This window comes from Escherichia sp. WS1368 (assembly GCF_046487485.1).
GTDB lineage: Bacteria > Pseudomonadota > Gammaproteobacteria > Enterobacterales > Enterobacteriaceae > Escherichia > Escherichia coli.
Genome location: NZ_JBJQJI010000002.1, coordinates 500,504 through 516,922 on the forward strand (window position 1 = coordinate 500,504; position 16,419 = coordinate 516,922).

The window sequence follows — 16,419 nt, forward strand, 5'->3', positions numbered from 1 at the left end:
TCTCTTGCGGTTCCATCTGTTCTTGCGAGGTGTTTATGCTTGATGAAAAAAGTTCGAATACCGCGTCTGTCGTGGTGCTATGTACGGCACCGGATGAAGCGACAGCCCAGGATTTAGCCGCCAAAGTGCTGGCGGAAAAACTGGCGGCCTGCGCGACCTTGATCCCCGGCGCTACCTCTCTCTATTACTGGGAAGGTAAGCTGGAGCAAGAATACGAAGTGCAGATGATTTTAAAAACTACCGTATCTCACCAGCAGGCACTGCTGGAATGCCTGAAGTCTCATCATCCATATCAAACCCCGGAACTTCTGGTTTTACCTGTTACACACGGAGACACAGATTACCTCTCATGGCTCAACGCATCTTTACGCTGATCCTGCTACTTTGCAGCACTTCCGTTTTTGCCGGATTATTCGACGCGCCGGGACGTTCACAATTTGTCCTCGCGGATCAAGCCTTTGCTTTTGATTTTCAGCAAAACCAACATGACCTGAATCTGACCTGGCAGATCAAAGACGGTTACTACCTCTACCGTAAACAGGTCCGCATTACGCCGGAACACGCGAAAATTGCCGACGTGCAGCTGCCGCAAGGCGTCTGGCATGAAGATGAGTTTTACGGCAAAAGCGAGATTTACCGCGATCGGCTGACGCTTCCCGTAACCATCAACCAGGCGAGTGCGGGAGCGACGTTAACTGTCACCTACCAGGGCTGTGCTGATGCCGGTTTCTGTTATCCGCCAGAAACCAAAACCGTTCCGTTAAGCGAAGTGGTCGCCAACAACGCAGCGTCACAGCCTGTGTCTGTTCCGCAGCAAGAGCAGCCCACCGCGCAATTGCCCTTTTCCGCGCTCTGGGCGTTGTTGATCGGTATTGGTATCGCCTTTACGCCATGCGTGCTGCCAATGTACCCACTGATTTCTGGCATCGTGCTGGGCGGTAAACAGCGGCTTTCCACTGCCAGAGCATTGTTGCTGACCTTTATTTATGTGCAGGGGATGGCGCTGACTTACACGGCACTGGGTCTGGTGGTTGCCGCCGCAGGGTTACAGTTCCAGGCGGCGCTACAGCACCCATACGTGCTCATTGGCCTCGCTATCGTCTTTACCTTGCTGGCGATGTCAATGTTTGGCTTGTTTACCCTGCAACTCCCCTCTTCGCTGCAAACGCGCCTCACGCTGATGAGCAATCGCCAACAGGGCGGCTCACCTGGCGGTGTGTTTGTTATGGGGGCGATTGCCGGACTGATCTGTTCACCATGCACCACCGCACCGCTTAGCGCGATTCTGCTGTATATCGCCCAAAGCGGGAACATGTTGCTGGGGGGCGGCACGCTTTATCTCTATGCGTTGGGCATGGGCCTGCCGCTGATGCTAATAACCGTCTTTGGTAACCGCCTGCTGCCGAAAAGCGGCCCGTGGATGGAACAAGTCAAAACCGCGTTTGGTTTTGTGATCCTCGCACTGCCGGTCTTCCTGCTGGAGCGAGTGATTGGTGATATATGGGGATTACGCTTGTGGTCGGCGCTTGGTGTCGCATTCTTTGGCTGGGCCTTTATCACCAGCCTACAGGCCAAACGCGGCTGGATGCGCGTGGTGCAAATAATCCTGCTGGCAGCGGCATTGGTTAGCGTGCGCCCACTTCAGGATTGGGCATTTGGTGCGACGCATACCGCGCAAACTCAGACGCATCTCAACTTTACACAAATCAAAACGGTAGATGAGTTAAATCAGGCGCTCGTTGAAGCCAAAGGCAAACCGGTGATGTTAGATCTCTATGCCGACTGGTGCGTCGCCTGTAAAGAGTTTGAGAAATACACCTTCAGCGACCCGCAGGTGCAAAAAGCGTTAGCAGACACGGTATTACTTCAGGCCAACGTCACTGCCAACGACGCACAAGATGTGGCGCTGTTAAAGCATCTTAATGTCCTTGGCCTACCGACAATTCTCTTTTTTGACGGACAAGGCCAGGAGCATCCACAAGCACGCGTCACGGGCTTTATGGATGCTGAAACCTTCAGCGCACATTTGCGCGATCGCCAACCGTGAACGACACTTGCAGTGGGAAAGACGGAGGAAAATAGCGTGCAACGTGAAGATGTACTGGGAGAAGCCCTGAAATTATTAGAATTACAAGGGATTGCCAACACCACGCTGGAGATGGTTGCTGAACGTGTGGATTATCCACTGGACGAGCTACGCCGCTTCTGGCCAGACAAAGAGGCAATCCTCTACGATGCGCTGCGTTATCTTAGCCAACAGATAGATGTCTGGCGTCGTCAGCTGATGCTGGACGAAACGCAAACCGCCGAACAAAAGTTGCTGGCACGTTATCAGGCGTTATCGGAGTGCGTTAAAAACAACCGCTATCCGGGCTGTCTGTTTATCGCTGCCTGTACGTTTTATCCCGATCCTGGCCACCCTATTCATCAACTGGCCGATCAGCAAAAAAGCGCGGCCTACGATTTCACCCACGAACTATTAACCACACTGGAAGTTGACGATCCGGCGATGGTTGCAAAGCAGATGGAACTGGTGCTGGAAGGCTGTTTAAGCCGAATGCTGGTGAATCGTAGCCAGGCGGATGTCGACACCGCACATCGGCTGGCGGAAGATATCCTGCGCTTCGCCCGCTGCCGCCAGGGTGGTGCTTTGACCTGACAGAAACACAGAAAAGAAGCGATTTGCCGCAATCTTAAGCAGTTGAATCGCTTTTACTGAAATTAGGTTGACGAGATGTGCAGATTACGGTTTAATGCGCCCCGTTGCCCGGATAGCTCAGTCGGTAGAGCAGGGGATTGAAAATCCCCGTGTCCTTGGTTCGATTCCGAGTCCGGGCACCAAATTCATATCAACGGACCTCCACGGAGGTCCGTTTTTCGTTTCAGGACGCCACAATTTAAGCGTTCTGCCTAAAAATCATTTCTACCGAACTCAACCAGATTCTCCCCACATCACCAGCAATTTGCGGGCATATCCCAATTCGGGGAAATGTGTTCCTGAGCGATAGCACTGACTGACGTGAAATGTCGCGCGGCCCCGTGATGCTGTTGAACGTCAGATGACGTCATCAGGAGCGTAACGCATCCATAAAGCACAACCTCGGGCAGAACGCCGACTGATGAGATTTTCTGAATGAGAACAAAGAGAAATGTATCAGTCCGCTTGCTCATGCAAAGACTAACAATCCATAAAAATAGTAAGCGCGCCGGGCAATTTCCCATGGATTATTTTATGAACATTTTTCTTTGGCAAAGATGATGAATTTTGATGATAAGGAATATTACTTCTGGTTCTCAGTAAAATCCTTTCGTAATACCATGTAATCAAGAAGTTTATGGCTGGTAAAAATAACGTCTTGCATTCACCAATAATATGTAAATAAAACCATCTATAGATGGTAAAAATAGGTTGTGGCAATTATCATTGCATCATTCCCTTTTCGAATGAGTTTCTATTATGCAACAACCTGTAGTTCGCGTTGGCGAATGGCTTGTTACTCCGTCCATAAACCAAATTAGCCGCAATGGGCGTCAACTTACCCTTGAGCCGAGATTAATCGATCTTCTGGTTTTCTTTGCTCAACACAGTGGCGAAGTACTTAGCAGGGATGAACTTATCGATAATGTCTGGAAGAGAAGTATTGTCACCAATCACGTTGTGACGCAGAGTATCTCAGAACTACGTAAGTCATTAAAAGATAATGATGAAGATAGTCCTGTCTATATCGCTACTGTACCAAAGCGCGGCTATAAATTAATGGTGCCGGTTATCTGGTACAGCGAAGAAGAGGGAGAGGAAATAATGCTATCTTCGCCTCCCCCTATACCAGAGGCGGTTCCTGCCACAGATTCTCCCTCCCACAGTCTTAACATTCAAAACACCGCAACGCCACCTGAACAATCCCCAGTTAAAAGCAAACGATTCACTACCTTTTGGGTATGGTTTTTTTTCCTGTTGTCGTTAGGTATCTGTGTAGCACTGGTAGCGTTTTCAAGTCTTGATACACGTCTTCCGATGAGCAAATCGCGTATTTTGCTCAATCCACGCGATATTGACATTAATATGGTAAATAAAAGTTGTAACAGCTGGAGTTCCCCGTATCAGCTCTCTTACGCGATAGGCGTGGGTGATTTGGTGGCGACATCACTTAACACCTTCTCCACCTTTATGGTGCATGACAAAATCAACTACAACATTGATGAACCGAGCAGTTCCGGTAAAACATTATCTATTGCGTTTGTTAATCAGCGCCAATACCGTGCTCAACAATGCTTTATGTCGGTAAAATTGGTAGACAATGCAGATGGTTCAACCATGCTGGATAAACGTTATGTCATCACTAACGGTAATCAGCTGGCGATTCAAAATGATTTACTGGAGAGTTTATCAAAAGCGTTAAACCAACCGTGGCCACAACGAATGCAGGAGATGCTCCAGCAAATTTTGCCTCATCGTGGTGCGTTATTAACTAATTTTTATCAGGCACATGATTATTTACTGCATGGCGATGATAAATCATTGAACCGTGCCAGTGAATTATTGGGTGAGATTGTTCAATCATCCCCAGAATTTACCTACGCGAGAGCAGAAAAAGCATTAGTTGATATCGTGCGCCATTCTCAACATCCTTTAGATGAAAAACAATTAGCAGCACTGAATACAGAAATAGATAACATTGTTACACTGCCGGAATTGAATAACCTGTCCATTATATATCAAATAAAAGCGGTCAGTGCTCTGGTAAAAGGTAAAACAGATGAGTCTTACCAGGCGATAAATACTGGCATTGATCTTGAAATGTCCTGGCTAAATTATGTGTTGCTTGGCAAGGTTTATGAAATGAAGGGGATGAACCGGGAAGCAGCTGATGCATATCTCACCGCTTTTAATTTACGCCCAGGGGCAAACACCCTTTACTGGATTGAAAATGGTATATTCCAGACTTCTGTTCCTTATGTTGTACCTTATCTCGACAAATTTCTCGCTTCAGAATAAGTGACTCCCGGGTTGATTCATACTCGGGAATATTTGTTGTTGATTTTTTGTATGTTCATGTTGGTATAATATGTTGCGGCAATTTATTTGCCGCATAATTTTTATTACATAAATTTAACCAGATAATGTCCCGCAATTTATTGTAAACATTGAATGTTTATCTTTTCATGATATCAACTTGCGATCCTGATGTGTTAATAAAAAACCTCAAGTTCTCACTTACAGAAACTTTTGTGTTATTTCACCTAATCTTTAGGATTAATCCTTTTTTCGTGAGTAATCTTAGCGCCAGTTTGGTCTGGTCAGGAAATAGTTATACATCATGACCCGGACTCCAAATTCAAAAATGAAATTAGGAGAAGAGCATGAGTTCTGCCAAGAAGATCGGGCTATTTGCCTGTACCGGTGTTGTTGCCGGTAATATGATGGGGAGCGGTATTGCATTATTACCTGCGAACCTAGCAAGTATCGGTGGTATTGCTATCTGGGGTTGGATTATCTCTATTATTGGTGCAATGTCGCTGGCGTATGTATATGCCCGACTGGCAACAAAAAACCCGCAACAAGGTGGCCCAATTGCTTATGCCGGAGAAATTTCCCCTGCATTTGGTTTTCAGACAGGTGTTCTTTATTACCATGCTAACTGGATTGGTAACCTGGCGATTGGTATTACCGCTGTATCTTATCTTTCCACCTTCTTCCCAGTATTAAATGATCCTGTTCCGGCGGGTATCGCCTGTATTGCTATCGTCTGGGTATTTACCTTTGTAAATATGCTCGGCGGTACCTGGGTAAGCCGTTTAACCACTATTGGTCTGGTGCTGGTTCTTATTCCTGTGGTAATGACAGCTATTGTTGGCTGGCATTGGTTTGATGCGGCAACTTATGCTGCTAACTGGAATACTGCGGATACCACTGATGGTCATGCGATCATTAAAAGTATTCTGCTCTGCCTGTGGGCCTTCGTGGGTGTTGAATCCGCAGCTGTAAGTACTGGTATGGTTAAAAACCCGAAACGTACCGTTCCGCTGGCAACCATGCTGGGTACTGGTTTAGCAGGTATTGTTTACATCGCTGCGACTCAGGTGCTTTCCGGTATGTATCCGTCTTCTGTAATGGCGGCTTCCGGTGCTCCGTTTGCAATCAGTGCTTCAACTATCCTCGGTAACTGGGCTGCGCCGCTGGTTTCTGCATTCACCGCCTTTGCGTGCCTGACTTCTCTGGGCTCCTGGATGATGTTGGTAGGCCAGGCAGGTGTACGTGCCGCTAACGACGGTAACTTCCCGAAAGTTTATGGTGAAGTCGACAGCAACGGTATTCCGAAAAAAGGTCTGCTGTTGGCTGCAGTGAAAATGACTGCCCTGATGATCCTCATCACTCTGATGAACTCTGCCGGTGGTAAAGCATCTGACCTGTTCGGTGAACTGACCGGTATCGCAGTACTGCTGACTATGCTGCCGTACTTCTACTCTTGCGTTGACCTGATTCGTTTTGAAGGCGTTAACATCCGCAACTTTGTCAGCCTGATCTGCTCTGTACTGGGTTGCGTGTTCTGCTTCATCGCGCTGATGGGCGCAAGCTCCTTCGAGCTGGCAGGTACCTTCATCGTCAGCCTGATTATCCTGATGTTCTACGCTCGCAAAATGCATGAGCGCCAGAGCCACTCAATGGATAACCACACAGCGTCTAACGCACATTAATTAAAAGTATTTTCCGAGGCTCCTCCTTTCATTTTGTCCCATGTGTTGGGAGGGGCCTTTTTTACCTGGAGATATGACTATGAACGTTATTGCAATATTGAATCACATGGGGGTTTATTTTAAAGAAGAACCCATCCGTGAACTTCATCGCGCGCTTGAACGTCTGAACTTCCAGATTGTTTACCCGAACGACCGTGACGACTTATTAAAACTGATCGAAAACAATGCGCGTCTGTGCGGCGTTATTTTTGACTGGGATAAATATAATCTCGAGCTGTGCGAAGAAATTAGCAAAATGAACGAGAACCTGCCGTTGTACGCGTTCGCTAATACGTATTCCACTCTCGATGTAAGCCTGAATGACCTGCGTTTACAGATTAGCTTCTTTGAATATGCGCTGGGTGCTGCTGAAGATATTGCTAACAAGATCAAGCAGACCACTGACGAATATATCAACACTATTCTGCCTCCGCTGACTAAAGCACTGTTTAAATATGTTCGTGAAGGTAAATATACTTTCTGTACTCCTGGTCACATGGGCGGTACTGCATTCCAGAAAAGCCCGGTAGGTAGCCTGTTCTATGATTTCTTTGGTCCGAACACCATGAAATCTGATATTTCCATTTCAGTATCTGAACTGGGTTCTCTGCTGGATCACAGTGGTCCACACAAAGAAGCAGAACAGTATATCGCTCGCGTATTTAACGCAGACCGCAGCTACATGGTGACCAACGGTACTTCCACTGCGAACAAAATTGTTGGTATGTACTCTGCTCCGGCAGGCAGCACCATTCTGATTGACCGTAACTGCCACAAATCGCTGACCCACCTGATGATGATGAGCGATGTTACGCCAATCTATTTCCGCCCGACTCGTAACGCTTACGGTATTCTTGGTGGTATCCCACAGAGTGAATTCCAACACGCTACCATTGCTAAGCGCGTGAAAGAAACACCAAACGCGACCTGGCCAGTACATGCCGTAATTACCAACTCTACCTATGATGGTCTGCTGTACAATACCGACTTCATCAAGAAAACACTGGATGTGAAATCCATCCACTTTGACTCCGCGTGGGTGCCTTACACCAACTTCTCACCGATTTACGAAGGTAAATGCGGTATGAGCGGTGGTCGTGTAGAAGGGAAAGTGATTTACGAAACCCAGTCTACTCACAAACTGCTGGCGGCGTTCTCTCAGGCTTCCATGATCCACGTTAAAGGTGACGTAAACGAAGAAACCTTTAACGAAGCCTACATGATGCACACCACCACTTCTCCGCACTACGGTATCGTGGCGTCCACTGAAACCGCTGCGGCGATGATGAAAGGTAATGCTGGTAAGCGTCTGATCAACGGTTCCATTGAACGTGCGATCAAATTCCGTAAAGAGATCAAACGTCTGAGAACGGAATCTGATGGCTGGTTCTTTGATGTATGGCAGCCGGATCATATCGATACGACTGAATGCTGGCCGCTGCGTTCTGACAGCAACTGGCACGGCTTCAAAAACATCGATAACGAGCACATGTATCTTGACCCGATCAAAGTCACCCTGCTGACTCCGGGGATGGAAAAAGACGGCACCATGAGCGACTTCGGTATTCCGGCCAGCATCGTGGCGAAATACCTCGACGAACATGGCATCGTTGTTGAGAAAACCGGTCCGTATAACCTGCTGTTCCTGTTCAGCATCGGTATCGATAAGACCAAAGCACTGAGCCTGCTGCGTGCTCTGACAGACTTCAAACGTGCGTTCGATCTGAACCTGCGTGTGAAAAACATGCTGCCGTCTCTGTATCGTGAAGATCCTGAATTCTATGAAAACATGCGTATTCAGGAACTGGCTCAGAATATCCACAAACTGATTGTTCACCACAATCTGCCGGATCTGATGTATCGCGCATTTGAAGTTCTGCCGACCATGGTAATGACTCCGTATGCTGCGTTCCAGAAAGAGCTGCACGGTATGACCGAAGAAGTTTACCTCGACGAAATGGTAGGTCGTATTAACGCCAATATGATCCTTCCGTATCCGCCGGGAGTTCCTCTGGTAATGCCGGGTGAAATGATCACCGAAGAAAGCCGTCCGGTTCTGGAGTTCCTGCAGATGCTGTGTGAAATCGGCGCTCACTATCCGGGCTTTGAAACCGATATTCACGGTGCATACCGTCAGGCTGATGGCCGCTATACCGTTAAGGTATTGAAAGAAGAAAGCAAAAAATAATTAGCTCGTACAAGGGAAGTGGCTTGCCACTTCCCTTTTTTGCTCATAAGGAGAACACATGAAAACACCCTCACAGCCGCGCGCGATATACTATATCGTGGCGATCCAAATCTGGGAGTACTTCAGTTTTTACGGCATGCGTGCCTTACTCATTCTCTATCTCACCCATCAGCTTGGTTTTGATGATAACCATGCCATCAGCCTGTTCAGCGCATATGCTTCTCTGGTTTACGTTACCCCTATTCTCGGCGGCTGGCTTGCCGACCGCCTGCTCGGCAACCGCACTGCAGTGATTGCCGGCGCGCTGTTAATGACCCTTGGCCATGTGGTGCTGGGCATTGATACAAATTCAACTTTTAGCCTGTATCTGGCGCTGGCAATCATTATTTGTGGCTACGGTTTATTCAAATCAAACATCAGCTGTTTGCTTGGCGAGCTCTACGACGAGAACGATCATCGACGTGATGGCGGTTTTTCGCTGCTGTATGCTGCGGGCAATATCGGTTCTATCGCCGCTCCCATCGCCTGCGGCCTGGCTGCTCAGTGGTATGGATGGCATGTTGGCTTTGCCCTTGCGGGTGGCGGCATGTTTATCGGTTTGTTGATTTTCTTAAGTGGTCATCGTCATTTCCAGTCCACGCGTAGTATGGATAAAAAAGCGCTCACTAGCGTTAAATTTGCCTTACCAGTATGGAGCTGGTTAGTGGTGATGCTCTGTTTAGCCCCTGTATTTTTTACCCTGCTGCTGGAGAACGACTGGTCAGGATATTTGCTGGCGATCGTTTGCCTCATTGCCGCACAAATCATTGCCCGCATGATGATCAAATTCCCCGAACACCGCCGTGCTCTTTGGCAAATTGTATTGTTGATGTTTGTCGGGACATTGTTCTGGGTACTGGCACAACAGGGCGGCAGTACCATCAGCTTGTTTATCGATCGCTTTGTGAATCGTCAGGCATTCAATATTGAAGTACCTACTGCACTATTCCAGTCAGTGAACGCAATTGCGGTGATGCTCGCTGGGGTTGTTCTGGCCTGGCTGGCGTCGCCAGAAAGCCACGGCAACTCAACATTGCGCGTCTGGCTGAAGTTTGCCTTTGGCTTATTGCTGATGGCTTGTGGCTTTATGTTGCTGGCATTTGATGCCCGACATGCAGCGGCTGACGGTCAAGCGTCAATGGGCGTGATGATATCCGGGCTGGCGCTAATGGGCTTTGCCGAACTCTTTATTGACCCGGTGGCGATTGCGCAAATCACGCGTCTGAAAATGTCTGGCGTATTAACCGGTATTTATATGCTGGCAACAGGCGCGGTCGCCAACTGGCTGGCAGGCGTCGTGGCACAGCAGACCACAGAGTCGCAAATTAGCGGTATGGCAATTGCCGCTTACCAGCGATTCTTTTCTCAAATGGGAGAGTGGACGTTGGCTTGTGTCGCGATCATCGTCGTATTGGCCTTTGCTGCCCGTTTTCTGTTTAGCACGCCAACGAATATGATACAGGAGAGCAACGATTAACTGTCGTAAAAACAATTAGTTATGAATAAATTAACTTTCAGTTTATCACACTAATAAATCGAGATTAATAAGTCATTTAAACCATTTTGATGGTTATTTATTAGTGATATCAACTTGAGGTAAGCGTTAGTTTCGATAAGATAAACTGAGTTATTAATAGTCGAGGCAGATAATACAGTGTACCGATCTGTCTCTTTATCTACGCTAAATTGAAAGCTGGATTTAGAGGAACCAAAATGTCTGAACGAGAAACACGGGGAGCCAATGAGGCTATTGATTTTAACGATGAACTGAGAAATCGCCGCGAAAAACTGGCGGCACTGCGTCAGCAAGGTGTGGCGTTTCCTAATGATTTTCGCCGCGACCATACCTCTGACCAGTTGCACGAAGAGTTTGATGCGAAGGATAACCAGGAACTGGAATCCTTAAACATTGAAGTCTCGGTTGCTGGCCGAATGATGACCCGTCGTATCATGGGGAAAGCCTCCTTTGTAACGTTGCAGGATGTCGGTGGCCGTATTCAACTGTACGTTGCAAGAGATAGCCTGCCAGAAGGTGTTTATAACGATCAGTTTAAAAAATGGGATCTGGGTGACATTATCGGTGCCCGCGGTACGCTGTTTAAGACGCAAACCGGTGAGCTTTCCATTCACTGTACTGAGCTGCGCCTGCTGACTAAAGCACTACGTCCTTTACCAGATAAATTCCATGGTCTGCAGGATCAGGAAGTCCGTTATCGTCAACGTTATCTGGACCTCATCGCTAACGATAAATCCCGTCAAACGTTTGTTGTCCGTTCAAAAATTCTGGCCGCTATCCGTCAGTTCATGGTCGCGCGCGGCTTTATGGAAGTAGAAACCCCGATGATGCAGGTAATTCCAGGTGGGGCATCTGCTCGCCCGTTTATTACCCATCATAACGCTCTGGATTTAGATATGTACCTGCGTATCGCGCCGGAGCTGTATCTGAAACGTCTGGTTGTAGGCGGTTTTGAACGGATATTCGAAATCAACCGTAACTTCCGTAATGAAGGTATTTCTGTTCGCCATAATCCTGAGTTCACAATGATGGAACTCTACATGGCGTATGCGGATTACCACGATTTGATTGAACTGACGGAGTCCCTGTTCCGCACCCTGGCACAAGAAGTTCTGGGTACCACTAAAGTCACTTATGGCGAGCATGTGTTTGATTTCGGCAAACCGTTTGAAAAACTCACCATGCGCGAAGCAATCAAAAAATATCGTCCAGAAACCGATATGGCCGACCTGGATAATTTTGATGCCGCTAAAGCATTAGCTGAATCTATCGGAATTACGGTAGAGAAAAGCTGGGGGCTGGGACGTATTGTGACGGAGATCTTTGATGAAGTGGCAGAAGCACATCTGATTCAGCCAACCTTTATTACGGAATATCCGGCAGAAGTGTCCCCGCTGGCGCGCCGTAATGATGTTAACCCGGAAATCACCGACCGTTTTGAATTCTTCATCGGTGGTCGTGAAATCGGTAATGGTTTTAGCGAATTAAACGACGCAGAAGATCAGGCTGAACGTTTCCAGGAACAGGTTAACGCTAAAGCTGCAGGTGACGACGAAGCCATGTTCTATGACGAAGATTACGTGACTGCGCTGGAATATGGTCTGCCGCCAACCGCTGGTCTGGGTATTGGTATCGACCGAATGATTATGCTGTTTACAAACAGCCATACTATTCGCGACGTTATTCTCTTCCCGGCGATGCGCCCACAGAAATAAATTTCACTTTAATGAACGAAGCAGTCAGGCGACTGCTTCGTTCGTCGTTCCGCAAATCCAGTTTTGAGGAGAGACGCTTCGTTTCAAGATAACCAGCGGGTCCACTCAACTACAGCTCCTAAAAGAGAGAAAAAAGTAATGCCACAGGCAGACTCATTGGCCAGGTTATTCCGACCAGGAATGCACTAAGTAAACGAATATGTGTTTTCTCATGTGAGATAAACCAGATAATGACAAAGGATATGTTCACACCAATCACATAAAAAATTAATATTTTAGAGAATAGTGCCATTTTTTATGTTCTTCTTATCCTTCCTGGCTACTTGTAAAACTGACGGAAATAGTCATCAACTGTCATAATGTTGAGGTCAAAATCAATATCCGGTAAGTCTAAGCATTTGAGCCTGATTAAATCTTCGATTTCACTTGCGGCTAATGATGTCGTTATTGCGAAGGAATTTTCATTCAATTGTCGTGGTATCCCATATTCATCAGCCACGATAGAGGAGAAATTCATATCATACATCAATGATCTTAACCTTAAGAACACTGAGGAATAAGATGATGGATAATCAAAAGAAACAACATAAGTATTGAACTTGTTTTTACCTTCCATAATATGACTCCTATCAATTTTAAACGCTCTGGGGACGCAAAACTTATTAACCCCAATCGATGATTCTCATATAGGAGATATTCTTTTTTTTTTGCTCAGTAAAGGGGATGACTTGGGACAAAAAAACGCTCTCTCTGCCCATTCTTTGTGCATCCCCCTACCCTTCAGATGCTCTCCTGCATCACACCGCGGAGAGCATGAAAAATATCGTGACTCTGTACTCTCCCATCAACTGCGAATATCATCATACTCCCGCGTTTTATCAAATTCGTGTTTCGCAAATGGGCATAGTGGGATAATTTTTCGTTTTTCCCGACGCATTTTTTCCACGACTTTCGCAACCAGCTGTTTACCAATCCCCTGCCCTTTCAGGCTTTCATCGACATCGGTATGTTCGATAATCGCTAAATTCTCTCCGGTCGGCACAAAGACAATTTCAGCGATTTGCTTGCCTTGTTCGTCATTAATGTAAAATTTATTGTGGCCTTCGCGTATTTCCATTTTACCCTCGCTTATTTATGACGGTATTTCAGCGCGCCGCTCGGGCACGTATCAATCACTTTAACCACAGTGGTGACGTCAACTTCATCCGGCATGATCCACGGCTTTCGTTTGAGATTAAATAACTTGCCGTTGCCACGTACGCAATTGCCAGAATGCTGACATATCGCAGTGTTGAACCAGACATCGATCTTTTCGCCGGTATAGCAGCGATAACCACCGTCCAGTAGATCCTGATCCATGACCTTCCCCCTCTCATCAGTATGGTTTTCGCAATAAGCATAGCCCGGAATCTTCATACCGCACCGGCAGTTTCAGTTTCCTGAGCCTCTTCCCCTATATAGCCAATCATTCTTACTCCCTTTGAATTACCCGCCTCATCAGAGATAATGCTTAAGAAATTTGTCACACAAGGAAGCTGATGAGACATTCATTGCCCTACCGCATGTTACGCAAACGTCCGATGAAATTGAGTACCACAGTGATCTTAATGGTCAGCGCGGTACTGTTCTCGGTGCTATTGGTGGTGCATCTGATTTACTTCTCGCAAATCAGTGATATGACGCGAGACGGGCTAGCCAACAAGGCACTGGCGGTGGCGCGTACCCTCGCCGACTCGCCGGAAATCCGTCAGGGCTTGCAGAAAAAACCGCAGGAGAGCGGCATCCAGGCCATCGCGGAAGCCGTGCGCAAACGCAACGATCTGCTGTTTATTGTCGTTACCGATATGCAAAGTCTTCGCTACTCGCATCCTGAAGCCCAGCGTATTGGTCAGCCATTTAAAGGTGATGACATCCTTAAAGCGCTGAATGGCGAAGAAAATGTCGCTATCAATCGCGGTTTTCTGGCGCAGGCTTTACGCGTATTTACCCCCATCTACGATGAAAATCATAAACAAATTGGCGTGGTGGCGATCGGCCTTGAGTTAAGTCGCGTGACCCAACAGATCAATGACAGTCGCTGGAGCATTATCTGGTCGGTATTATTTGGCATGCTGGTCGGACTGATCGGCACCTGCATTCTGGTTAAAGTACTGAAAAAAATTCTTTTTGGCCTGGAACCCTACGAAATCTCCACGCTGTTTGAGCAACGCCAGGCCATGTTGCAGTCTATCAAAGAAGGCGTCGTTGCCGTGGACGATCGCGGCGAAGTCACGCTGATCAACGATGCCGCACAAGAATTGCTGAATTACCGTAAGTCGCAGGACGATGAGAAACTGTCGACGCTAAGCCACTCGTGGTCACAGGTAGTAGATGTCTCGGAAGTGTTACGCGACGGTACCCCGCGCCGCGACGAAGAGATTACGATTAAAGACCGGCTATTACTGATCAACACCGTTCCGGTGCGCAGTAATGGCGTTATCATCGGTGCCATTTCAACCTTCAGAGACAAAACTGAAGTACGTAAACTGATGCAGCGACTCGACGGTCTGGTCAACTATGCTGACGCACTTCGTGAACGATCCCACGAATTTATGAATAAATTGCACGTGATTCTCGGATTATTGCATCTGAAGAGTTATAAGCAGTTGGAAGATTACATTCTCAAAACAGCCAATAACTATCAGGAAGAGATTGGCTCTCTGCTGGGTAAGATCAAATCTCCGGTTATAGCTGGTTTTTTAATCAGCAAGATTAACCGCGCGACCGATTTAGGCCATACGCTGATTTTAAACAGTGAAAGCCAGCTGCCAGACAGCGGCAGTGAAGACCAGGTCGCGACGCTGATTACCACGTTGGGAAATCTGATAGAAAACGCGCTGGAAGCATTAGGGCCGGAACCCGGAGGCGAAATTAGCGTAACATTGCACTACCGTCACGGCTGGCTGCACTGTGAAGTTAATGATGATGGACCGGGGATCGCACCCGATAAAATCGATCACATTTTTGACAAAGGTGTCTCGACAAAAGGAAGCGAGCGAGGCGTCGGTTTAGCACTTGTCAAACAACAGGTAGAAAATCTCGGCGGCAGCATCGCCGTGGAATCGGAACCCGGGATTTTCACACAATTTTTTGTCCAGATACCCTGGGACGGGGAGAGGTCGAACAGATGATCAATGTATTAATTATCGATGACGACGCAATGGTCGCGGAGCTGAATCGCCGATACGTAGCACAAATCCCAGGCTTTCAATGCTGTGGAACAGCCTCGACGCTGGAGAAAGCCAAAGAGATTATCTTCAATAGCGATACGCCTATCGACCTGATATTGCTCGATATCTATATGCAAAAAGAGAACGGGCTCGATTTACTGCCTGTCCTGCATAACGCGCGTTGCAAAAGTGATGTGATTGTCATCTCCTCCGCAGCCGATGCGGCAACCATTAAAGATTCGCTGCATTACGGTGTCGTGGATTACCTGATCAAACCCTTCCAGGCTTCCCGCTTTGAAGAGGCGCTCACCGGCTGGCGGCAAAAGAAAATGGCGCTGGAAAAACATCAGTATTATGACCAGGCCGAGCTTGATCAGCTAATCCACGGCAGCAGCTCCAACGAGCAGGATCCTCGTCGCTTGCCAAAAGGCTTAACGCCGCAGACGTTACGCACGCTGTGCCAGTGGATTGACGCGCATCAGGACTATGAGTTTTCAACCGACGAGCTGGCTAACGAGGTTAACATTTCGCGTGTTTCCTGCCGTAAATACCTCATCTGGCTGGTCAACTGCCACATCTTGTTCACCAGTATCCATTATGGCGTCACGGGGCGTCCGGTTTACCGTTACCGTATTCAGGCAGAACACTACTCACTGCTGAAACAATATTGCCAATAACGGATCGCTGGTTATCTGTAAGTAATAATTATTACTGTAATGCAAAATATTCCTGGCACAAGTTACATTCTTCATCAGTAAAACTTGTGCCAGATCAAATATAATTATCCCTCCATCATCGTTAAAAATTAATATCTCTTCAGATGAACGGTGTTTTTAATTTCAAAACGCTAACAAAAGTTAATTAACTATTATGTCACCCGCATTATGTGTATTTTTACCCACAAATGGGTAGATCAGATTAATCTATATACCTAATGATATCTGCCCTGAGAACAAAAAATAGACCGATAAATATCAATAAGATAATAGCAAACAAAACATTAACATCTGCGCAGTA

The 16,419-nt window shown here is 47.1% G+C and carries 14 protein-coding genes, 1 tRNA gene and 1 pseudogene; 12 read left to right on the forward strand and 4 right to left on the reverse strand.

What is annotated here, in order from left to right; all coding sequences use genetic code 11:
* The first annotated feature begins 35 nt into the window (after positions 1 to 35).
* The 10 genes and pseudogenes from cutA (at position 36) to lysS (ending at position 12,193) form a co-directional block, all read left to right on the forward strand.
* Positions 36 to 374: a divalent cation tolerance protein CutA gene (gene cutA, locus ACJHYD_RS08070; RefSeq protein WP_000883400.1), complete on the forward strand. Its 339-nt coding sequence runs from the start codon at positions 36 to 38 to the stop codon at positions 372 to 374.
* On the forward strand, positions 350 to 2,047 hold the full coding sequence (dsbD, locus tag ACJHYD_RS08075) for a protein-disulfide reductase DsbD (RefSeq protein WP_001550476.1): 1,698 nt from the start codon (positions 350 to 352) through the stop codon (positions 2,045 to 2,047). The genes cutA and dsbD overlap by 25 nt, the downstream gene beginning before the upstream one ends.
* A gap of 36 nt (positions 2,048 to 2,083) precedes the next feature.
* A complete protein-coding gene (locus tag ACJHYD_RS08080; protein WP_001188520.1) occupies positions 2,084 to 2,659 on the forward strand; it encodes a transcriptional regulator in 576 nt (191 codons plus the stop codon).
* 106 nt (positions 2,660 to 2,765) lie between these two features.
* Positions 2,766 to 2,841, forward strand: a tRNA-Phe gene (locus ACJHYD_RS08085).
* Positions 2,842 to 3,038: 197 nt separating this feature from the next.
* Positions 3,039 to 3,192, forward strand: a pseudogene (locus tag ACJHYD_RS08090) (integrase); the annotation flags it as partial.
* Positions 3,193 to 3,457: 265 nt separating this feature from the next.
* A complete protein-coding gene (gene cadC / locus ACJHYD_RS08095; RefSeq protein ID WP_001187178.1) occupies positions 3,458 to 4,996 on the forward strand; it encodes a lysine decarboxylation/transport transcriptional activator CadC in 1,539 nt (512 codons plus the stop codon).
* Between the two features lie 365 nt (positions 4,997 to 5,361).
* Positions 5,362 to 6,696, forward strand: coding sequence for a cadaverine/lysine antiporter (gene cadB / locus ACJHYD_RS08100; protein ID WP_000092909.1), 1,335 nt, complete (start codon positions 5,362 to 5,364; stop codon positions 6,694 to 6,696).
* Between the two features lie 79 nt (positions 6,697 to 6,775).
* Positions 6,776 to 8,923 carry a lysine decarboxylase CadA gene (gene cadA, locus ACJHYD_RS08105; RefSeq protein ID WP_001550474.1) on the forward strand — a complete coding sequence of 716 codons (2,148 nt, stop codon included), beginning with the start codon at positions 6,776 to 6,778 and terminating at the stop codon, positions 8,921 to 8,923.
* 58 nt (positions 8,924 to 8,981) lie between these two features.
* A complete protein-coding gene (dtpC, locus tag ACJHYD_RS08110) occupies positions 8,982 to 10,439 on the forward strand; it encodes a dipeptide/tripeptide permease DtpC (protein ID WP_001550473.1) in 1,458 nt (485 codons plus the stop codon).
* Between the two features lie 236 nt (positions 10,440 to 10,675).
* Positions 10,676 to 12,193, forward strand: coding sequence for a lysine--tRNA ligase (lysS, locus tag ACJHYD_RS08115; RefSeq protein ID WP_001550472.1), 1,518 nt, complete (start codon positions 10,676 to 10,678; stop codon positions 12,191 to 12,193).
* Between the two features lie 118 nt (positions 12,194 to 12,311).
* Here lysS and ghoT read toward each other — a convergent pair whose 3' ends face one another.
* The 4 genes from ghoT to yjdI all read right to left on the reverse strand — a co-directional run bounded on the left by ghoT (position 12,312) and on the right by yjdI (position 13,552).
* Positions 12,312 to 12,485, reverse strand: a complete 174-nt coding sequence (ghoT, locus tag ACJHYD_RS08120; RefSeq protein ID WP_001173343.1) for a type V toxin-antitoxin system toxin GhoT — start codon at positions 12,483 to 12,485, stop codon at positions 12,312 to 12,314.
* Positions 12,486 to 12,512: 27 nt separating this feature from the next.
* The gene (gene ghoS / locus ACJHYD_RS08125) at positions 12,513 to 12,809 is read right to left on the reverse strand and encodes a type V toxin-antitoxin system endoribonuclease antitoxin GhoS (protein ID WP_000398619.1); all 297 of its coding nucleotides are present in this window, start codon (positions 12,807 to 12,809) and stop codon (positions 12,513 to 12,515) included.
* Between the two features lie 228 nt (positions 12,810 to 13,037).
* Positions 13,038 to 13,310: a GNAT family N-acetyltransferase gene (locus ACJHYD_RS08130; RefSeq protein WP_000405647.1), complete on the reverse strand. Its 273-nt coding sequence runs from the start codon at positions 13,308 to 13,310 to the stop codon at positions 13,038 to 13,040.
* A gap of 11 nt (positions 13,311 to 13,321) precedes the next feature.
* A complete protein-coding gene (yjdI, locus tag ACJHYD_RS08135) occupies positions 13,322 to 13,552 on the reverse strand; it encodes a 4Fe-4S mono-cluster protein YjdI (protein WP_001550470.1) in 231 nt (76 codons plus the stop codon).
* Positions 13,553 to 13,731: 179 nt separating this feature from the next.
* On the opposite strand from yjdI, the gene ACJHYD_RS08140 reads away from it, so the two are divergent.
* Both ACJHYD_RS08140 and dcuR read left to right on the forward strand, forming a co-directional pair.
* Positions 13,732 to 15,363 carry a sensor histidine kinase gene (locus tag ACJHYD_RS08140; protein ID WP_001216477.1) on the forward strand — a complete coding sequence of 544 codons (1,632 nt, stop codon included), beginning with the start codon at positions 13,732 to 13,734 and terminating at the stop codon, positions 15,361 to 15,363.
* Entirely contained in the window at positions 15,360 to 16,079 is a 720-nt protein-coding gene (dcuR, locus tag ACJHYD_RS08145) for a two-component system response regulator DcuR (protein ID WP_000611288.1), read from the forward strand. The genes ACJHYD_RS08140 and dcuR overlap by 4 nt, the downstream gene beginning before the upstream one ends.
* Positions 16,080 to 16,419: the final 340 nt, after the last annotated feature.